The sequence below is a fragment of the Enterococcus raffinosus genome (assembly GCF_018917525.1).
GTDB lineage: Bacteria > Bacillota > Bacilli > Lactobacillales > Enterococcaceae > Enterococcus_A > Enterococcus_A raffinosus_A.
Window position 1 is genome coordinate 144,403 of record NZ_JAHLOS010000001.1, and the last position, 21,920, is coordinate 166,322.

Annotated in this window: 17 protein-coding genes; all 17 read left to right on the plus strand. The window is 39.9% G+C overall.

Annotated elements, in window-relative coordinates; translation table 11 throughout:
- Positions 1 to 12 precede the first annotated feature (12 nt).
- The 17 genes from KQI58_RS00750 (at position 13) to KQI58_RS00830 (ending at position 21,553) form a co-directional block, all read left to right on the plus strand.
- Positions 13 to 6,642 carry a MucBP domain-containing protein gene (locus tag KQI58_RS00750; protein ID WP_216405596.1) on the plus strand — a complete coding sequence of 2,210 codons (6,630 nt, stop codon included), beginning with the start codon at positions 13 to 15 and terminating at the stop codon, positions 6,640 to 6,642.
- Positions 6,643 to 6,721: 79 nt separating this feature from the next.
- Positions 6,722 to 7,444, plus strand: a complete 723-nt coding sequence (locus tag KQI58_RS00755) for a class A sortase (protein WP_216405598.1) — start codon at positions 6,722 to 6,724, stop codon at positions 7,442 to 7,444.
- A 48-nt stretch (positions 7,445 to 7,492) separates the two neighbouring features.
- The gene (locus tag KQI58_RS00760) at positions 7,493 to 8,218 is read left to right on the plus strand and encodes a hypothetical protein (protein WP_216405600.1); all 726 of its coding nucleotides are present in this window, start codon (positions 7,493 to 7,495) and stop codon (positions 8,216 to 8,218) included.
- Positions 8,218 to 10,353 (plus strand): hypothetical protein, encoded by a 2,136-nt coding sequence (locus KQI58_RS00765; RefSeq protein ID WP_216405602.1) that lies wholly within the window; start codon positions 8,218 to 8,220, stop codon positions 10,351 to 10,353. Before KQI58_RS00760 ends, KQI58_RS00765 begins: the two co-directional genes overlap by 1 nt.
- 13 nt (positions 10,354 to 10,366) lie before the next feature.
- Positions 10,367 to 11,083, plus strand: a complete 717-nt coding sequence (locus KQI58_RS00770) for a winged helix-turn-helix domain-containing protein (protein ID WP_216405603.1) — start codon at positions 10,367 to 10,369, stop codon at positions 11,081 to 11,083.
- Positions 11,073 to 12,008: a hypothetical protein gene (locus KQI58_RS00775; protein WP_216405605.1), complete on the plus strand. Its 936-nt coding sequence runs from the start codon at positions 11,073 to 11,075 to the stop codon at positions 12,006 to 12,008. Before KQI58_RS00770 ends, KQI58_RS00775 begins: the two co-directional genes overlap by 11 nt.
- A gap of 21 nt (positions 12,009 to 12,029) precedes the next feature.
- Positions 12,030 to 12,440 (plus strand): hypothetical protein, encoded by a 411-nt coding sequence (locus KQI58_RS00780; RefSeq protein ID WP_216405607.1) that lies wholly within the window; start codon positions 12,030 to 12,032, stop codon positions 12,438 to 12,440.
- 53 nt (positions 12,441 to 12,493) lie between these two features.
- Positions 12,494 to 12,877 (plus strand): LNS2 domain-containing protein, encoded by a 384-nt coding sequence (locus KQI58_RS00785; RefSeq protein ID WP_216405609.1) that lies wholly within the window; start codon positions 12,494 to 12,496, stop codon positions 12,875 to 12,877.
- Positions 12,865 to 14,571, plus strand: coding sequence for an aminoglycoside phosphotransferase family protein (locus tag KQI58_RS00790; protein WP_216405611.1), 1,707 nt, complete (start codon positions 12,865 to 12,867; stop codon positions 14,569 to 14,571). The genes KQI58_RS00785 and KQI58_RS00790 overlap by 13 nt, the downstream gene beginning before the upstream one ends.
- Before the next feature lie 40 nt (positions 14,572 to 14,611).
- Positions 14,612 to 15,346, plus strand: a complete 735-nt coding sequence (locus tag KQI58_RS00795; protein ID WP_216405613.1) for a sugar phosphate nucleotidyltransferase — start codon at positions 14,612 to 14,614, stop codon at positions 15,344 to 15,346.
- Between the two features lie 24 nt (positions 15,347 to 15,370).
- Positions 15,371 to 17,191: a hypothetical protein gene (locus tag KQI58_RS00800; RefSeq protein WP_216405615.1), complete on the plus strand. Its 1,821-nt coding sequence runs from the start codon at positions 15,371 to 15,373 to the stop codon at positions 17,189 to 17,191.
- A gap of 36 nt (positions 17,192 to 17,227) precedes the next feature.
- Positions 17,228 to 17,605, plus strand: coding sequence for a hypothetical protein (locus KQI58_RS00805; RefSeq protein WP_216405617.1), 378 nt, complete (start codon positions 17,228 to 17,230; stop codon positions 17,603 to 17,605).
- On the plus strand, positions 17,602 to 18,729 hold the full coding sequence (locus tag KQI58_RS00810) for a Mur ligase family protein (protein ID WP_216405619.1): 1,128 nt from the start codon (positions 17,602 to 17,604) through the stop codon (positions 18,727 to 18,729). Before KQI58_RS00805 ends, KQI58_RS00810 begins: the two co-directional genes overlap by 4 nt.
- A gap of 15 nt (positions 18,730 to 18,744) precedes the next feature.
- Entirely contained in the window at positions 18,745 to 19,194 is a 450-nt protein-coding gene (locus KQI58_RS00815) for a hypothetical protein (protein ID WP_216405621.1), read from the plus strand.
- A 42-nt stretch (positions 19,195 to 19,236) separates the two neighbouring features.
- On the plus strand, positions 19,237 to 20,256 hold the full coding sequence (locus KQI58_RS00820; RefSeq protein WP_216405623.1) for a D-alanine--D-alanine ligase family protein: 1,020 nt from the start codon (positions 19,237 to 19,239) through the stop codon (positions 20,254 to 20,256).
- A gap of 78 nt (positions 20,257 to 20,334) precedes the next feature.
- Positions 20,335 to 20,670 carry an LPXTG cell wall anchor domain-containing protein gene (locus KQI58_RS00825; protein ID WP_216405626.1) on the plus strand — a complete coding sequence of 112 codons (336 nt, stop codon included), beginning with the start codon at positions 20,335 to 20,337 and terminating at the stop codon, positions 20,668 to 20,670.
- A gap of 295 nt (positions 20,671 to 20,965) precedes the next feature.
- Positions 20,966 to 21,553 (plus strand): hypothetical protein, encoded by a 588-nt coding sequence (locus KQI58_RS00830; protein WP_216405628.1) that lies wholly within the window; start codon positions 20,966 to 20,968, stop codon positions 21,551 to 21,553.
- The last annotated feature ends 367 nt before the right edge of the window (positions 21,554 to 21,920 follow it).

The window sequence follows — 21,920 nt, forward strand, 5'->3', positions numbered from 1 at the left end:
AGGAGGTTAAGAATGAAACGAAAGTGTTACCAGGTGAAAAGAACATCTCGATCATCCTATCGTAGGTACCGAATGCATAAGGTGAAGAAGCAATGGGTTGTCAAGAGTAGTGTCATTGGTGCGATTATCTTGAGTGGTCCTACTTCTGTATCAGCTATTGAAGCAGCAGATACGACTTCTGTTGAGCAGAGTGCTGACCCAACGGAGGACACCACAGCAATAGATCCCTATGAATCAGAGGTGTCCGATGAAGAAAATCTTTCTGGTGAGCCTGAAAACAATGAGCAAACTGAGGTCCCGTTTGCCAATAGTAGTGTGAGTGACGAGACAGATCAACTTGAGGGTACAGGAGTTATTACAGATGAACAGATTTCTGAAGAAATAAGTTTACGAATGACGCCTTTAGAAGAGAAGGTGGATGTTGAAATCGTTCAACCTGCCATCAATATGGCTCAAACAGTTCAAAATGAACCAGAAATTGCTGCATTAATCACTAATCTATTGCAAGCGCAAAAAAACGATACAGTGAATTATTATGGCGGTGTAACTGTTGCAGCTGATGCATTAAAGGCGGCTGTTCCAGAAGCGATCAATAAAAGAAATGCCGCGGTTGACCGTGCGAATGCGGCACTATTGTATGATGGTTATTTTGAAATTACGCCTGAATGGAGTTATCACAATGCTTTGGATGCTCCCTACGGTGCGTTGCAGCTTGGTCGTGCAGGTGCGACTTCATCGAATCCAACGACAACAACAGCAGAGTTGCACATTTTAGCAGAAGCCTATGAAACCATTGTGGCTCAAGTGGAGAATGAAATCATTACATTAGGAAAAGCAGGTCCTTTATCCGACCAAGGTGGAACAGCGATACAAACAAAAGTGACGTATCGATATATTGACCGAAATAACAAAACGGTCATTCCTGACGTCGTGAAGACCGCAGTCTCAGGTGATATCATTCCAGAGGAAAAAATTTCTATTGAAGGCTACACCTATGATGGAAAGGATACTGCTTCTGATTCAGATATGAAGGTAAATGAAGATGGCAGCTCAGTGGTTATTTATTACTACAAAGCAAATGCAGGAGAAATTACGTATCGGTATGTTGATGAACACGGGGAACAAATTATCCCTGAACATAAGGAAGCTTCAACAGTAGATGCTATCATTCCAGAGCGAGTGGTTGGTATTGATAATTATACGTATTCAACCAAAGATGCAGGTTCAGACAGTGATATGATTGTTGATCGTAGCGGAAAATCTACTGTCACATATATTTATACAGCTAATAAAGCAACGGTTACACATCGATATGTCAATGAAAAAGGTGAACTTCTAACAGAAAATCAAGTCGAACAGGCAGCGGTTGGTTCAGTCATTAATGGGAAAGTTGAAGAGATTGAAGGCTATACCTTTAAGCAGATTGATCCAAGTTCTGATGGAGATATGAAAGTCAATGCGGATGATACGTCTGTCGTGACATATGTTTATTCGCCAAATGATGCGAAAGTGATTTATCACTATGTGGATTTGGAAGGAAATCCAGTTGCAGATGATAAAACGGAAGATACCAAAGTTGATGAAGTGATAAATGAAAAAATTGACGTTGTAAATGGTTGGTTGTATGTCGAAAAGGCCGCTAGTTCAGATACAGATATGCTTGTTGATCGTGATGGTGTATCAGAAGTTACCTATGTCTATAAGCCAATTGGGAAGTTTGTTGTTGAAAATGATGATCCTAGTTATCCAGGCACAGGAAGTGAGCTTCAATATGAAAATGATTCGAATGATCCATCAAATGCATTAATTCCTGACGGAGCATTTGTTCCACATGTTCCAGGGTATACGGCCACCGACCAAAATGGGAATGAATTAGAACTAGTTGACTCAAATGATCCAACTAAAGGGTATAAGTTACCTGATATCGATGATCCAAGTGAGGATACTATCATTAAATATGTAGAAAATGATGATAGCGACTCGGATTCAGACAGCGACACGGACTCAGATAGCGATTCAGATTCGGATAGTGACTCAGATTCAGATAGTGATTCGGATTCCGACAGCGATTCAGACTCGGACAGCGATTCGGATTCAGACAGTGATTCGGACTCGGATAGTGACTCAGATTCCGACAGTGACTCGGATTCGGATAGTGACTCAGATTCCGACAGTGACTCGGATTCGGATAGTGATTCAGACTCGGACAGCGATTCAGATTCGGATAGCGACACGGATTCCGACAGTGACTCAGATTCCGACAGTGACTCCGACTCAGACAGTGACTCAGATTCGGATAGTGACTCAGATTCCGACAGCGATTCAGATTCGGATAGTGACTCAGATTCCGACAGCGATTCAGATTCGGATAGTGACTCAGATTCGGATAGCGACTCAGACTCGGATAGCGACTCGGATTCGGATTCAGACAGCGATTCGGACTCGGACAGCGATTCGGATTCAGATAGCGACTCGGACTCGGATAGCGACTCGGATTCGGATAGTGACTCAGACTCGGATAGTGACTCGGATGCCGACAGCGATTCGGATTCGGACAGTGACTCAGATTCCGACAGCGATTCAGACTCGGACAGTGATTCCGATTCGGATAGTGATTCGGACTCAGATAGTGATTCGGACTCAGATAGTGACTCGGACTCAGATAGTGACTCAGATTCGGATAGTGACTCGGATTCAGACAGTGACTCAGATTCAGACAGCGATTCAGACTCGGACAGTGATTCCGATTCGGATAGTGATTCGGACTCAGATAGTGACTCGGACTCAGATAGTGACTCAGATTCGGATAGTGACTCGGATTCAGACAGCGATTCAGACTCAGATAGCGATTCGGATTCGGACAGTGACTCAGATTCAGACAGTGATTCGGACTCGGATAGCGACTCGGATTCAGACAGTGACTCAGATTCAGACAGCGATTCGGACTCAGATAGCGATTCAGACTCGGATAGCGATTCGGACTCAGACAGCGATTCGGACTCGGACAGTGATTCCGATTCGGATAGTGATTCGGACTCAGATAGTGACTCGGACTCAGATAGCGATTCGGATTCAGACAGTGACTCGGATTCAGATAGCGACTCCGATTCGGACAGCGATTCGGATTCAGATAGCGATTCCGACTCGGACAGCGATTCGGATAGTGACTCAGATTCGGATAGTGACTCAGATTCAGACAGTGACTCAGAATCAGATAGTGACTCAGATTCAGACAGTGATTCGGATTCAGATAGCGACTCGGACTCAGACAGTGATTCGGATTCAGACAGCGACTCGGACTCAGATAGTGACTCGGATTCAGATAGTGATTCGGATTCAGACAGCGATTCCGACTCGGACAGCGATTCGGATGCCGACAGTGACTCGGATAGTGACTCAGATTCAGACAGTGACTCGGATTCGGATAGTGATTCGGACTCAGATAGCGATTCCGACTCAGATAGTGACTCGGACTCGGATAGCGATTCCGACTCAGATAGTGATTCGGATTCAGACAGCGATTCGGATTCGGATAGTGACTCGGATTCGGATAGTGATTCCGATTCAGACAGCGATTCCGACTCGGATAGCGATTCCGACTCAGATAGTGACTCAGATTCAGACAGTGACTCGGATTCGGATAGCGATTCCGACTCAGATAGCGATTCGGATTCGGACAGTGACTCAGATTCAGACAGTGATTCGGACTCGGATAGCGACTCGGATTCAGACAGTGACTCAGATTCAGACAGCGATTCGGACTCAGATAGCGATTCCGACTCGGATAGCGATTCGGACTCAGACAGCGATTCGGACTCGGACAGTGATTCCGATTCGGATAGTGATTCGGACTCAGATAGTGACTCGGACTCAGATAGCGATTCGGATTCAGACAGTGACTCGGATTCAGATAGCGACTCCGATTCGGACAGCGATTCGGATTCAGATAGCGATTCCGACTCGGACAGCGATTCGGATAGTGACTCAGATTCGGATAGTGACTCAGATTCAGACAGTGACTCAGAATCAGATAGTGACTCAGATTCAGACAGTGATTCGGATTCAGATAGCGACTCGGACTCAGACAGTGATTCGGATTCAGACAGCGACTCGGACTCAGATAGTGACTCGGATTCAGATAGTGATTCGGATTCAGACAGCGATTCCGACTCGGACAGCGATTCGGATGCCGACAGTGACTCGGATAGTGACTCAGATTCAGACAGTGACTCGGATTCGGATAGTGATTCGGACTCAGATAGCGATTCCGACTCAGATAGTGACTCGGACTCGGATAGCGATTCCGACTCAGATAGTGATTCGGATTCAGACAGCGATTCGGATTCGGATAGTGACTCGGATTCGGATAGTGATTCCGATTCAGACAGCGATTCCGACTCGGATAGCGATTCCGACTCAGATAGTGACTCAGATTCAGACAGTGACTCGGATTCGGATAGCGATTCCGACTCAGATAGCGATTCGGATTCGGATAGTGACTCAGATTCAGACAGCGATTCGGATTCGGATAGTGACTCAGATTCAGATAGTGACTCAGACTCGGATAGTGATTCGGACTCAGATAGTGACTCGGACTCAGATAGTGACTCAGATTCGGATAGTGACTCGGATGCCGACAGCGATTCGGATACGGACAGTGACTCCGATTCAGACAGCGATTCGGACTCGGACAGTGATTCCGATTCGGATAGCGACTCGGATTCAGACAGTGATTCGGATTCAGACAGTGACTCAGACTCAGATAGCGATAGCGATTCAGACAGCGACAGCGATTCGGACTCAGATAGCGACTCAGATTCAGACAGTGACTCCGACTCGGACAGTGATTCCGATTCAGACAGTGACTCCGACTCGGACAGTGATTCCGATTCAGACAGTGACTCCGACTCGGACAGTGATTCGGATTCAGACAGCGACTCGGACTCAGACAGTGATTCCGATTCGGATAGTGACTCAGATTCAGATAGTGACTCAGATTCGGACAGTGATTCGGATTCAGATAGCGACTCGGACTCAGACAGTGATTCGGATTCAGACAGCGACTCGGATTCCGACTCAGATTCAGATAGCGATAGCGATTCAGACAGCGATTCGGACTCAGATAGCGACTCAGATTCAGACAGTGACTCCGACTCGGACAGTGATTCCGATTCAGACAGTGACTCCGACTCGGACAGTGATTCGGATTCAGATAGCGATTCCGACTCGGATAGCGATTCGGACAGTGATTCGGACTCAGACAGTGATTCAGATTCGGATAGTGACTCAGATTCAGATAGTGACTCAGATTCGGACAGTGATTCGGATTCAGATAGCGACTCGGACTCAGACAGTGATTCAGATTCGGATAGTGACTCAGATTCAGATAGTGACTCAGATTCGGACAGTGATTCGGATTCAGATAGCGACTCGGACTCAGACAGTGATTCGGATTCCGACAGCGATTCGGATACCGACAGCGATTCAGACTCGGACAGCGATTCGGACTCGGATAGTGACTCAGATTCCGACAGTGACTCGGACTCAGATAGCGACTCGGACTCAGACAGTGATTCGGATACCGACAGCGATTCAGACTCGGACAGCGATTCGGACTCAGATAGCGATTCCGACTCGGATAGCGACTCAGATTCGGACAGTGATTCGGATTCAGACAGCGACTCGGATTCAGATAGTGATTCGGATACCGACAGCGATTCAGACTCGGACAGCGATTCGGATACCGACAGTGACTCGGACTCGGATAGTGACTCAGATTCCGACAGTGACTCGGATTCGGATAGTGATTCGGACTCAGATAGCGATTCCGACTCAGATAGTGACTCAGATTCCGACAGCGATTCGGATTCGGATAGTGACTCGGATTCGGATAGTGATTCCGATTCAGACAGCGATTCCGACTCAGATAGTGACTCAGATTCCGACAGTGACTCGGATTCGGATAGCGATTCCGACTCAGATAGCGATTCGGATTCGGATAGTGACTCGGATTCAGACAGCGATTCAGATTCCGACTCAGATAGCGACTCGGATTCAGATAGCGACTCAGATTCAGACAGCGATTCGGATTCGGATAGTGACTCCGATTCAGATAGTGACTCAGACTCGGATAGTGATTCCGATTCAGACAGCGATTCGGACTCAGATAGTGATTCGGACTCAGATAGTGACTCGGATTCGGATAGTGACTCGGATTCAGACAGCGATTCGGACTCGGATAGCGACTCGGATTCAGACAGCGATAGTGATTCAGATAGCGACTCCGATTCGGATAGTGACTCGGATTCAGATAGCGATTCGGACTCAGACAGTGACTCGGACTCAGATATTGTTATTGGTGGTCCAGATGATCCGTGTATTCTTGACCCAATACCTTCGGGTGATGAACCAGATACTGCTGATCCAATTTCTTTTGAAAAGACCACTACGTTAGCAAAAACGAACTCGTATTCAAGTAGCACGCCGAAATCTAGTTCGACTAAAGCTGCTGAAAAGAACACCTTACCAAAAACAGGAATGAAGTCAGATCACTCGGCTTATCGTGTTCCTGGACTAGGGATGTTAGCTGCTGGATTAATTGGATTAACAAAGCGCAGAAAGCGTGGGAAACATAGTAAATAATGTTTAGAAAGCAACCATTATTTTTCAAGAAGCGGGTCTTTTTGATCCGATCCGCTTCTTGATTATTTAGGAGAAAGACATGAAGCGAAAAATCATTGGACTTTTGGGTATTCTACTTATTTTGGTAGGGAGTTTGTTTGTATTTAACAAACCCATCAAGAATTATTTTGTGGAGAAAACGGGGCAAAAGTATGAAATCTCAAAAGTAACCAAAAAGGAGATAGAAGAAAATCAGAAAGAAGAGACCACCTTTGATTTTGATGCGGTGAAGCCCTTGAATATGCGGGCGATCGCAAAGTCCCAAGCAGCTCAATTAAGTGGTGAACTGAACGGCAAGAGTAAAAAATTGCCAGTAATTGCTAGTGTGGCAGTACCGAGTGTAGATATTTGCCTGCCAGTATTTAAAGGGCTGGAAAATGATGGTCTCTATTATGGTGCAGGAACACTTTCGGCGGATCAAGAGATGGGTGAAGGAAACTATGGAATTGCCAGTCATCGATCCGATCAGGCGGATTTGCTATTTACGCCATTAGAGCAGGTGTCAATAGGAGACAAAATCTATCTCACAGATTTGACCAATGTCTATACATATATCGCAGTTTGGAAAGAAGAGGTCGATCCAGAGAGAGTCGAGGTATTGGAGGTTGATCCTGAGCGAACGTTGGTTACATTGCTGACCTGTGGGGATATCTATGCGACGACTCGGATTGTTGTTCAAGGAGAACTAGAGAGTGTGGTCCCCATGAATCAGATGACTGAAGAAGCGGCCAATGCATTTGATTTACCAATGAAGACCTATTGAATACACACATAGCAAGTGTATTCGCTCGATAACGTAGGAGGAAAAGAAGTGAACGTGTTTATTATATGTTGTTTGGCAATGATGGGAATCATTTTCCTCTGTTTATTGTATCGCTTAGTGGTTCATTACCAATTGAATCGAATCAATGTGAAGCAGACCTCGATTCTTTTTCAAACAAAATTGAATCATTTCAAACAAAGAGAGCTGCGAAAGAGCTTTATGGTTCTGTTTGTAGGTACGATGGGTCTGATTACGGTTCTTTCCTTTGCGATCCTTCAATTATTTCAGGTAGAGACACAGGTACAGGGGGTTCGTACGAATAATCGATCATTACAGGAGGAGCTCAAGAAGCTTCAGGTAAAGCAAAGCACCAAAAATCTGTTGAAGGAGTATCCGTCTTCAGGACTTGATCTAGAAAAGACGCTAACTGCGAAGGATCAAACGATAGAGTCTAAGGGACAGGTAGAAAAAGCTTTGTCAGAGAAGCTGCTGCCATATATCGAGGATGCCAATCTTGTCTTATCTAATAGTGATGAGTCTGATTCTGTAAAGGTATTATTAAACGGATCGATAGAGGCGACGAACGCGAACCTTGTAATTCTCGGTCAAAATATTTCGGAATTGATGCGTGAAATGGAAGGCATCAAAGCAGTCACAGAAGTGCATCTCATGATTGTCGATCGTGAAGGAAATGACGTGTATAAGGGCACACATATGCGGAACGAAAGAGGTCAGTTTACATTTCAATCAGAAATGCGGAAAGGAAAAGGCTAATGGCAAAACGGGCAGGATGGTTTTTTAATAAAAATATCATTGAGGAAATCCATGATTTTACGAATGATGAGGTCGAGCAAGAGCGTTTGGCAATCGAAGACAAAACCAGGGAAATTACTCAATTAAAGGAACGTTTAAAAAGTACAACTCAGCAGCAGGAGGACTATCAAACGGAGATTCGTCGTTTGACAAAGAGTCTGGAGGAGCTGAAGGAAACTCATAGTAAGCAGGTAGAAGAGCTTTATCAGGAAAAATGGCAGAATGAACAGCTGAAGGCTACCATTAAAGAGGAACGAACCGCGGTCAAAGAGCAAGCGGAGCAAGTAGAACAATTGAAGAAAAAGCTTACTCAGGATGGCGATAAAAATAAAAAAATTAATGAATTGACAGAAAAAATCAAACAGCAAAACCAACAATTGATTACAAACCAACGACAACTAGAAGAGACGAAGAAACAGCGTTTAACGATCGAGAATCAATTGAAAAAGCAGATCGCGGAGCTGAAGGAAGAACAAATTCTGTTTGTTGAGAAGCAACAGGCCGACGCTGATAAGTTAGCAGAGCGTGAACAGGCGCGAAAAGCGGCGATCAATGAGCTGAAGGTCATTCAAGGAGAACGTGCGCAATTAGAGAAACATCTGGCTGAAAAAAACGAAGCTTTACACATATTGACTGAACAAAGCACATTAGAAAAGCAAGAGAATGACAATAAAATCGCACAGCTAACCGAAGAAGTACAAAGCCAACAAAAAAAGATGACAGCTTATGAACAGCAAATCAATGAGCATAAAGAACGTATCACTGAATTGAACGAGATGGAACAGAAGCTTCAAGTCTTAAATGACCAGCAGGCAAGAGATGCCCAAACCATTCAGACACAAGCAGTAGAAGTGCACCATTATCAAGAAACACTCGCAAAAGATGAGAAAACCATAGAAGAGTTGAAGGCGACTTTAGAAAGGAGCCTTGAACAGGAGGACAGCTTCAAGAAATTAACGGAACAGCAAAAACAGGATCAAACGACAATCAGCACCCAACAACAGGAAATTCAAGAGCTAAAAGCACAACTAGAACAAGCAATTTTGGCAAAAGAGGAACCAACTAATAATTACCTAGTACTTGAAAAAAAATACATTACGCAAGAGCAAACCTTGAAGGAAAATCAAGAACAGCTTACTAAAACACGGGAACAACACCAAAAATTGGTGAAACAATATGGCAATCTCACTCAACAGATTCATCGTTTGACTGAAGAACGTGGAAACTTGGAGAATCAACTTATCCAACAACAAAATGAAAATACACAATTAGAGGAGCGAATAGCAGGGATGGAAGAAATAAAAGATATCGTCAATCAATTAGGAGAAGAAAAGCAAACATTGGAGGAGCAATTTAAAAAAGAGCGCGAAGCACTTAATAATGCACTATTTCAGGCACAGGAGGAAATTATTAAATTGGAAGAGCAAATCGATCATGGGACAGTAAATCAAAAGCTAGTGGAGAAAAATGCCCAATTGGAGGCTAGCCTACTAGAAAAGGAAACACAGATGAATGAATTACAAAAAGAAGCGGAACAGGTTGCGGAGTTAAAAGAGCAATCCGATACGCAAGAAAAGAAATTAACAGAATTGACGCAGCAAATCACTGAACTGAACAATTCTTATCAACAGCTCCAAACAGAAAAGGAAGAGACGATCAACCGCCTACAGGCAGCAGAAGAGACTCTGGTACAAAAAAATAAGCTGGTACAAAAGCTAGAAGAGCAGCTTCAGGCGAAATCCGAAGAGCGGGACTATGACCCAGAAGCATTAAGTCAAGCCAAACGCCAAATCAATGAGTTGATGGAGAAAAATGAAGCCCTGAAGCAGGAAGTGACTCAATCTCAGCTCGAAATCGGAGAAGTTCTATACACCGCGAAAAAACAAGCCAATCGTACGCTCGAGGAAGCGCAGATTGAAGCGAAGCATTTGATTGGTGCAGCAGAATTAGAGGTTGAGAATATTGGGAATCGTGCGAAGAAGGCACTTCGAGAAGTCTCAGACTCAAAAGAAGCGGTACTAGAAATTTATTCAGACTTGGAATACAAAGTTGAGCAGCTAGCGAAGGGGACGCTACTCATTGAACAGCAGCAGTAGGAGGGAAGAATCAATGACGATTTTACTATTAACGAAGAGTCTTTCATTTGAACAGGATTTTGTTCGAAAACTGAATGATTTGGGGCATGAAGTGCTATGCAGTAAAAAGTTTCTGATAGATTTGTTGACAAACGATTATTTTGGAATGGATTTGAATTATTTTGATACGTTGATCTTCAGTGAGACCATCTCTGATCAAGAGGTCAGTCATATTCTGCCATTTTTCTTAAATTTCACTTGTAAGATCTATCGAAAAACAACTAACCCATTGTCTCCTGAAGTTGCGAGAACTTGGCGGGAATTGGGAGTTACAGGTCTTATTTCACAGATGATGCGCTTTGATGAGCTGCGAGAGGAATTGATTACTTGTAATGAGAAAAAATTTGCACTGAAATGGACGTCAGAAAATAGTGAAGACAGAACCATCGAAATGATGGTTCGAGATTTCTCTAGACAAGAGCTTCAGGTTTTTCGAATTTTACAAGCCTCCAAAGACGATTACATTTCTCGCGAAAACTTATCTCAACAACTTTGGGGAGAGGCACCAACAAAATCGAAGGAAAGCCGCCTGTCTGGAATTATTCGCAGTATTAAAGAGAAGCTGTCAACCTATGGTTTTGATGATTCTTGCTTAGAGACCTCGTGGGGACATGGCTATCGTTTAAAAAGAATAAAATTGAAAAAAATGAGTATCGAAGTTCCAAAGGATTTGAAGGTCGTTGAATCATAAAAGCTGGATCTTGAAGGGTGCGTTCTTCTTTTTATTGGTTTCTACACTCGTTTCCTTATTATTTCCGATTGTACACCAGGATAAAATGATAGCTGAAAAATCAGTGATGGTAAAGAAATACAGGGAGAATTACAGGAAGGTAGCGCCCACTAGTCTTGACTATCAAACAAAATACAATGATTACCTGATGGAAATAGATACGATCGCACTATCGAAAAGGCCTGACTTTCAGAGAGTGTCTGACACTGATGGAGTGATCGGAACACTCTCCTTTCCAACAGTGCATCTATCTGAGACCCCACTTTATAAAGAAGAAATGAAAGAATGCCTTTTTCATTATAAACAGGGGTCTCTTCCCACCACAGGAAAGAGTGAACATACAGTCCTGACAATTAAGGATCGTTGGAAAAACCTCCCGGACCTTGTAAAACTAACTCAACTGAAAGTCGGTGATTGCTTCTACCTGAGAATTGGGAACCAAATCAGTGTCTATCAAATCACGACGATACAGACAGGGGATACTCAGGAGGAAAGAAAAGTGATCCTGGATGAAGGACTTCTAACGATTGAAAGAAAGAATCTACTGGGATTTACTAATGACCAAATAATCATCAAAAGTAGAAAAATAGCGAAGGAAACTCTTCAAAAAGTCAATATCACACCCAAGATTGTCTTTAGCTATCAAACATTCGTAATCGTGTTTCTTCTATTAAATAGTCTCCTTTTTGGTTGGTTAGTGCTGTGTTATCAGAAATATGTAAGAAAAGCTCATGCGATACCATACCGAACCAAGAATGGCGGGTATAGAAAGCTGAGACGATTGTTACAGATTACTCGTGGATATTACATTCTTTTGGGGTTGATTATGAGCTTTTACTTAGCGGTGATGGTTTATCGGTTTTTCTATTTGAACAAACTCTATTAATGAAATGAAGGAATACATTTAATGAAAAAAGTAATTATTATTGGGAGTCTATGGGCTCTGCTTATAGGCTTAGCTGGTTGTAAAACAACGTCAACCAAAGAATCAAGTACGGAGGAAACAAAAAAAGTGACGGCACCTCTGCGCTCGTCTTCCTCAAAGCCGGAGAGACACTCAACTGAAAATACCAGTGAACAATCAGCTGAAACACCCGAAACATCAGAATCAGTCGAAACACCCAAGACACCCGAAACACCTGAAACATCGCAGTCTGATGGGAAATTGTCTGATGTAGGCTTCAAAGAACTGCTCTCTGGAATCAAATACAACAAAGAATACCTAACTGAAGATCAAATAACTGAGTTAAAAGAATTGCATAAGGCAGATCTGACGGAGAAACAATATCAAGAGTTTGTGAAGGCGTTGGAGGAGTAAAGACTAGAACATCAATGAAAAGAATAGTTTAGTTGAAAGTGCAGGGAGCGAAGATGAAAGCAATCGTAATGGATATCGATAATACCTTTTGTGAAAAACGAGGATCGAAGGAATATAAAGACTTGGAGCCATATCCCGAAGTTGTCGATCAGATGAGAAAGTATCGAGAAATGGGCTACAAAATTGTTTTACAAACGGCGAGACAGATGAATACCCATCAAGGAAATCTTGGCTTGATTAATAAAATCACTGTTCCAGTCTTAATCGAATGGCTGGAAAAATGGCAGATTCCTTATGATGAATTACATGTTGGAAAACCTTGGTGTGGACACACTGGCTTTTACGTGGATGATCGAGCGATCCGACCGAAGGAATTTATCGCATTAACGGAAGAAGAAATCTTACAACGAATCGAGGATGACGCATGGAAGCAGTAATGATCTTAAATACCAAAAAAATACCTATGGAAATGCAAAAACGTTTTGGTGACATTTATCCATCAATGCTTCCCTTTAAAAATGAAAGTATTGGGGAGTATTTAGTACAGACCTATTCAAATAAAGACTATATCTTTATGGTTTCCAATCAAGAGCAGGCACCGGATAAGAATGTGAGGCTTCTGAAGAAAAGCGAAAGAAATTACGAACTGTTCTTAACGGATCAAGAGAGTTCTTCCTTATTGAAGGTGGCTCAACACGCACTGACACAGATGCTTCCATTGATTGGTCAAGATTTTGAAGTAATCATCAACTTTGGAGATACGGTCGTTCAAGAAACAGCTCCTTTATCTGTAAAGAATTACCTGCTGACTGGTGAAAAGGAACAGCTAGGGCCTTGGACCAGTGTTGTTCGGGAAAATGAGCAACTCACTTTTAGTCATAAACATGCCTCTTCTGATCAAAAAGAAGGGGAAGTGGTCGCTGGTGTCTTTGGCCTTCAAAGTGGGAAAAACTTTTTAACTTCCTGTAAAGCGGTGGATGACAATGAAATGACGGATGATAGCCTGTCTTTCTATCATGCCATTACGTACTACGATGAAAAATTTGAGCAGGTTGCATTGTCCTTTACGGATTCTTGGCTTGATTTAGGGCACGAAGCCGAGTATCTAGAGACTAAAAAAATCGTACAAGCACGCTTCTTTAATGCAATCACGATTGATGATCAACGAGGCATTCTGACTAAGAGTAGTGAAGAACGTCAGAAGCTGATCAATGAAATTCAGTGGTACCTGAAGATGCCGCCTTCACTTCAATACTTAACACCACGCATTTATGATTACTCATTAGAACCAACAAAACCAGAAGTGAAGATGGAGTATTATCCATACGAAACACTACACACTCTCTATATTTATGGCAATTTAGAGCTCAATGACTGGGAAAAAATCATTGAAAAAATGTTGTTTGTACGCAAAGAGATGTCGGAGTGTTCTGAAGCCCAATCTCTGGCCTTGGAGGAAAAGGATTTATTAGATATTTATTTCCAAAAAACAATTGATCGATTAAAGCTATTGTTGCAAGATCCGGCGTTTAAGCCATTTTATGAACAAGCACCAGAGATTAATGGAGAGACTTATTTGCCATTGAAGACAATCATTGAAAACTTAGAAACAGTGTTGGGACAGATTGGATTATTAGATGCAAAAACTGCTCGTGTTATTCACGGTGATTTCTGTCTTAGTAATATTTTATTAGATCGTGAGAGTCATTTGATTAAGCTAATCGATCCACGAGGGCAATTTGGATCTTTCGATATTTATGGTGATGAGTTCTATGATATTGCGAAGATTCTGCATAGTTTCGAAGGATCATATGACCACATTATCACAGATAATTTTGAATTAAATGAAGCAACGGACACTAGCTACACCTATCACTTTGAGAAGTCGGAACTTCAAGAAAATATTACTAAGTTGGTAAATCAAAAAGTTGGAGAACATTATGAGATTCAGCAAATTCGCTTGATCGAAGGACTTTTATTCTTGTCTATGATTCCGCTGCATAAGGATTACCCTAAACGACAAAAAGTGATGTTCGGACAGGCGATGAAAATATTGAAGCCGTATTTTGAAGAGGTAGAGAGTGTAAAATTTACTCGTATTTCTAAGAATGAAATTCAGTTACCTCTATAAAAAAGAAATTTCGAGAATGTTCACAAACAGGAGAATATGAATGAATGTAATTATTACCATGGCAGGTCAAGGAAGTCGCTTTACAAAAGTCGGATATCAGCAACCTAAGCATGAAATCATGGCTGGAGAACTGAGTCTATTTGCATGGTCAATGCGCTCGTTGGAACAGTTTTATGATGAACACTTTATCTTTATTGTTCGAAAAGGAAGCTATTCAGAAGCTCATTTAATCGAAGAAATGAGAACGTTGGGAATTCAGTCTTATTTCATTATGGAGCTCACAGAAATGACTAGAGGACAAGCTGATACAGTTATGCAAGTAGCAGATATTCTTTCGGATGATGAAGATATCTTGATCTACAATATTGATACGACAATTAAGTCTGAATATCTATCGAAAGAAATGATCGTTCAAGGTGATGGCTCAGTTCCGTTATTTGAGGCAGAAGGAACCCATTGGTCATTTGCTAAATTGGATGAATCATCGAACAAAATTATCGATATGGCTGAGAAACGTCCAATCTCATCTTGGGGTTCTGTCGGATTGTATTATTTCTGTCGCTGGAAAGATTTTTCTAATGCTTTTGAAAAAATGTCAGATCAATTATTGGAAGAATATGGAGAAATTTATATCGCACCTTTATATAACGATTTAATTAAACATGGAAAACAAATTTATCCAATCTTTTTACCAAAGAGTAGTTTTGCAGCATTAGGAACGCCAGAAGAATTACAAGACTTTGTTCAAGAAAAAATAAGTGACTTTTCAAAATAGAAAATATTGGTTAGGTTGGGAAAAATGGAAAAGAAGTCGACGACAAAGAAGAAAAGTAAAGGAAGAATTGTTTGGTCAGTTGTATGCGGAGCGATCCGTGATGAGTTAGAGCTACGCTTAGTATTAGATGAGCTGTTGAGAATGCGCTCTGAAGAGACTATTCAAGGGATCGTTATTAGTACATGGAAAGGTGATTTTGACTCTTTCCCGCAACTGCGTAAAGAAATAGAAAAGAACAATATTGAGATTATTGAACAGGTACCATTGGATAATCGAGTTCAAATAGGTCGAACAAACTCTGTGAATTATCTTCGACAAGCGATGCAAATGCAAAAAGCCTTAGACCAGTTGCCAGAAGACTGCTTTGTTTTAAAAGCACGAACAGATCGAAGCTTAACTCATTTGAAGCAAATCAAACCCTATGTAAAAAAACGTCCAACGAAAATTAGAAATAGAAAGGACTTAAAAAAATACAGGGGAATTTTACCAGAAATATTTGAGTATCCTTTGACAATTTTTAATGCGAAAACACAGCGTATTATTCATTTTAGTGATTTTGTTTTGTATGGCCATATCAATGATGTTCGAAAAATAGTGAATTTCAATATTCCAGAATTGTATCTAGACCGAGATTTGGTTGCAAATACTCAATGGTTTGTTTATCCCTTCTTAGAGAAGTTACCAATTATTCGAGACTATTTCCGACTGATTAATTTTCGTCCTTTAATTACTGGAATGCGAGATTCTTTACAAGAAAAGCCTGAAGCAGATGCCATTCCACGTTTTTTTTATCGAGTTTATGGGACTTATTTAATGGTCCTAGATAATTATTTTGAGTTGGTTGACTTTACTAATGAATTATCTGAAGAAACAGCCTATCACTTCTTTGATCTGTTTATAAATGCAAAAGACAAAGGCATTTCATTTACCATGTTGGGAAGCGCATTGTTAAGCGATCAAGTGGTAGATAATTTATTGGATTTAGAAAAATTAGGCACTACGAAATCTGATCAACTGTTCAAAGAAGTACTAAAAGATAATCAAATCATTCGAAGAGCTGACTCACAGGAGTACCAAGAGATGCGAGACTTCCGTGAAAATGGTTGGTTCAAAGAAAAAAATTGGTTGAGAGTTCCCAATTGGCGACCAATTGTTGAACCACAGGCTGTGAACTATCAAGAAAGTTTACTGGATTATCGATTTGAAGAACTATCCGAAGAGGAAACGAATGATTTGTTAGAGGAATTAAAAGTTACAGATTCGATAGATCGTCATTTATATCATTATTGGTTAAATAATTCCAATTTGGGTGCCAAGGCTGCGGAGGAAATGATTCTTCCTTTTGCACGTACTCAAAATCAAGATGGTGTATTACTTGTATCTAGGTTATTGCGGTTGGGAAAGATTATGAAACCAGAAAATATAGCGAGTATTAAACATTTAATAACTGTGACATCAAATATACAGATTCAGAGGAAAACAGCCAATATTAAGACATATCAGATGATGTTGAATTTATTCTTAACTGAACGATCAGAGGAAGAGTTTAATGAAATTTATCGCACGCCCTCTGGTCAAAGGATTGTTCGGCATTATTTGACAAGTAGTGAATATGATGAAGTTCAACGAAATGAGTACTCAAAACAAGCGTTGATCGAATTTCTTTACAAACGATCAGAGGAATATGAAACCATAGGGAAGACAGTCCTTTCATTAAGATTGGAAGAGATAGCTTCAGAAATTGCACTAAGCAAAGAATCCACTTATCGCATACACCAACGTTATTTGCATGATAATAATAAACGGAATATTACATTATCAAAACGAACATTATCGTTTTTTTGATTGAATGAATAGCAGGATAATTCTAAGGGAGAAAGTATGAACAGTATGATTAAAAGCAAATTGAAGCCAAAACCATTTACAAAAAAAGATTTTGAAAACTTTGATGGCTATTTTTTATTTCCGGAAATTGCTAATAAAATGTTTGTTACAAATTTTGAATATACCGCTGCAGGAGTAGAACATACAGATGTCTCTCACATTGGTTTTGTTGCGTTTACGACTAAGAGAATGAGAGAGTCTTTAGGGATAAAAAGAGAATGGCCAGATGGAAATGAGGTAGTAAAAAGAGACCCTCAAAAATTTGAAGTTTTAGTGACTGAAAATCCAATAGATAGTCTGAAGAAGACTATACCTCAATTTATTGTTCCTAATACTTGGGAGTTCATGTATCAAGTTGGTGATATCTTAGAATGAATACAGATATTCCAGTTATTGCAATTACTGGATCGGTTGGTAAAAGCTCAACTAGAATGATGATCGAACATCTTTTAGGTGAAAGGTTTTCAGTGTTATCTAATGTTGGAAATCATAACACAAGATTTGCCATGCCTTTATACATGACTAGAATGGTCCAGTCTCCTGATATCTTAAACTTAGAGGTATCTCTAAATGCTTTAAATTACAAAGATAAAGGACCACAAACTCTTTTTATTAAGCCAACAATCTCTGTATTAACTTCAATCGGTTATGCTCATATGAGTGGCATGGCAGATTTGAATACTTTGGCCGAGTTCAAAGCGAATGTTTTTAAAGGATTAAGCAAAAATGGAGTAGCTATAATAAATCAAGATATTCAAACAGAACAATTTGAAATTGCTGTTGAGGAAGCTCAAAAAAGTACAGCGAATATTTTTACTTATAGCATGAAAGATGTTTCCGCAAATCTATTTCTGATTTCAATGAAGGAATTAAAAGATTTTACTGAGGTGACGATTTCTCTTAATAATGAGCTACACACTTATTATTTAAGTTTGTCTAGTGCAGGTATGGTAGAGAATTCATTGGCAGCGATTGCTGTACTGACTAATTTAGGACTAGATATTGATTTTTATCTTTCAAGATTTTCGACATTCTATTCTCTTCCTAAAATTATGGAGCGAAAGAAAGGATATATAGATGGTAAAAGAGTAGAAATTTTTGACGATACTCATAATGCTGCAATTCCATCCATGATTAACGCCCTTAGAAGCTTTACAAACAAAGTTCCTTATTATAACGGAAAGAAAATACTTGTACTTGGTCAGGTGGCTGATTTAGGTAAACACTCTGATGAGCTACATAAGAAACTTCTACCTCACATTAATAATTCAGGTGCTGATGTTTTGCTAGGCTATGGAGAAGGGATGAAAAAGGTTGTCTTGAACGCATCAATCCCAGGCCGGTGGTTTGATAATTTAGATAGCTATTTGGCGGCAATTAAAAGGAATATCACTGAAAATAGTCTGTTATTACTAAAAGGATCGATTTCAGGGAGTGATTACAAACGAATCAGTTTTCTATTAGACAAAGAGTTACAAAAAGAAAGAGTAATTGAATAGAGGAGATATGAAAGCGTGGCGAAGATAATACAGAATGTCTATCCATTAACCAATAAAATGTCAAAAGATTTGTTACACATTTCCAATCTTGCGTTACCTACTTTTTGGAGATTACATTACGGGGATTCGATTTCTTTTTCTATAGATGAATCGTTTGTGTTCGCACCTAATTCAAGCGGTCAGGTTCCACAATATAAAAGAGAACTATTTGTTCAAAAAGATCATACCTACTTTTTATGTTTTGAGGTTCATTGCACTGAACACCATTCAGGAAAATTTGGTATAGGTTTAGGAGGGTCAAAAAATTCTTTGGGCGTTTTAGAGAAAACGCCTGGGTTCATTTTAAAACAACAAGTTTTTCATTTTAAAGAGACACGAATGATTCCAATCTATTTTGGCGGAATGAATCAAGCAAATCTTAGTGGTGTAATAAAAAATGTTGTGATGATAGACATGGATGAATAAATTTCAATAGAAGTATAAGACTAAAAAATGGAGGAATTTTTCGTGAAAATAGTTGTACTAGCTGGTGGAAAGAGTAACGAACGAGAAGTCTCAATGACGTCAGGAAGTAAAGTAGCTAATGCATTGATTTCAAAAGGACATCAGGTATTATTGATTGATTTGTCATCAGGTCTTTCTGGATCTACTGATTTTAATTCGGCTTATGAAAAGTATCAAACAAAGCATTATAGCTATACTGTTTCAAAAGAAATACCTGATTTGGGAAACAATTCAAGCAAAGAGATAGGAGAAAATGTTTTAGAAATATGCGGTAGTGCAGATATCACATTTTTTACATTACACGGAGGTATAGGTGAGAATGGCAAGCTACAAGCTATTTTTGATGTGCATGGTATCAAGTATACTGGGTCCGATTATAAAAGTAGCTTGTTAGCGATGGATAAGTTGATCTCAAAAGAATTAATGAGATTTCATGATTTACCAACAGCGAATTGGCAGGTTGTTTCTGGATTAGAAGGTATTGAATCAATCAAATTACCAGCAGTAGTTAAACCAATTGATAGTGGATCAAGTATTGGAATATCAATCGTGGATACCAGAGACGAATTAAAACAGGCCATTAGCAAAGCTCTTAAATATACGAGCAACTCTAGAATTTTGATTGAAGACAAAATTGATGGAAGAGAATTTTCTGTTGGTGTGTTAGGTGAACAGGCATTACCAGTGATTGAATTAAAACCAAAATCTGGTTTTTACGATTATCAAAACAAATATCAAAAAAGTTTAACAGAGGAAATTGTACCAGCTGTTATAACGGATGACCTGAGTGATCAAATGAAGGAAATGGCTCTTAAAATTCATCAACTATTGGGACTAGCTGTTTGTTCGAGAACAGATTTCATTGTTGATGAACAAGACCAAATCTATATGATAGAGGTCAACTCTTTGCCAGGGATGACACCAAGTAGCCTGCTTCCACAAGAAGCTGAGGCCACGGGGATAAATTTTGAAGAATTGTGTGAACAAATAGTCACAAAATCTCTAAGTAAATATCGAATATAAAGTAAATAAGGGGCGAGTTGTACTGAGTAATATAGCTGGGCGAAGGTAGAGAATTCCGACCACCTTCAATTTGAAGTGTTGGATCAAGCAATTCCAATCAATAAGATCACTAACAAATTAACTAAGTCAGGAGAATATACCATTCGCTATATCGCCTCTCAAAATTTTGACGAAACAAAGGAAAAAATCATCAAACTGACTGTTAGGGATCATCCGGTAGCTTTTCTGTCACCAAATACATCAGCAAAAAAAAGCCTAGATAATACAGGGAAAGTGTCAGTTGGTGCATCGGAGAAGAAAGGAACGTTACCGAAGACGGGGAGTGAACAGTCGAGTGTTTTGCTTTCCATTATCGGATTTCTGTTGTTGAGCATGGTAGATATTGTCAAAAAGAGAAAAGCTTTTCGTTTATAAGATTCAGTAGCAAAATATCGATAACGAGAAAGTTAAAAATAATTACTGATTGAAATTCTTGAGCGGTATGATCTATTGACCATCATATATTCAAGCTTTCTAATAAATACCCGATTCTGAATATATCCCCAATTGATGTTAATTATAGGAATTATATTAGTAAAACGAACAAGCCACATGTCTAAAATTTGAAAGGATAGAAGCATTTTCTATCCTTTTGAAAACGTTGCTCTTTCAATCGTTTGACACAATTATATTTGTGAAATGTCCCCATGTATGTAATAAGGAGTTCAAAATGAAAAAAATATTGTTATTGTTAGTTGGTGTTATTTCAATAGGAATATGTTGTTACTATTCGATAGTAGGTAACGGACAAGAAAAATCTGAATCAATTGTTTTGAAAGTTGAAGAAGATGATGGTGAGTTTAATGATGATGAGGGAATGAGTTACAAGGAAGGCTGGAGTGTTTTCCATGCTAATCGATACGCGTATGGATATAACTGGAATTGGAAACTAGATAACTCAATTCAAAATGGGGTAGGAGCATATGCAAATTGCTTCGGCAGATCTACCAACTGGACTGTGAATAGCGTGTTCAGGGATATTTATGATAAAGAATCACCTCGAGAGCCAGAGGATCAATATGATTTGGCTAGAGATTGGATGCCTAACGTAGCAGCAAAAGGAGAAGATTATCGAAAAAAACTTTCCAATGGTCTGATGTTTATTACTATGGTTAAAAGCAAAGAAACTACTCTAGCTGAGTATATTCAATATATGGAAGTCAATGGGATGATAAAGAATACCACTCAGTTTAATGAGATATTGAAATTGAACGGGATTGATGCTAACGGGAACTTTACATTAGGTCAAGTAAATTAATTTGGGGAGTCATTTTGAATTTGCAGTTGGAAGTAGTCGGTTTAAAAATCTTTATCGCAATGGTAAATAGTAAGGCGACTACTCTAGAAGAGTACGTTACTTATATGAAGGAAAATTGATTCGTCAAGGACAAGATACGATTTGATATTCTCTTAGTATTATACGGAGTTGATCATCTCGGGCGCTTCACCCTAGACAACAACGGAAACAGAATCAATTATTAGATGGAGAGTACTATTCACTTAAAAAAATGAAGAGTGCAGGGTCTACACAGCATATTACGTATTCAAAAAATTAAGTTACTTAGCTAATGGAAAGTTTCTCAATATGAATTGAGCATAAATGATATTAATGATTGAAAATCGAT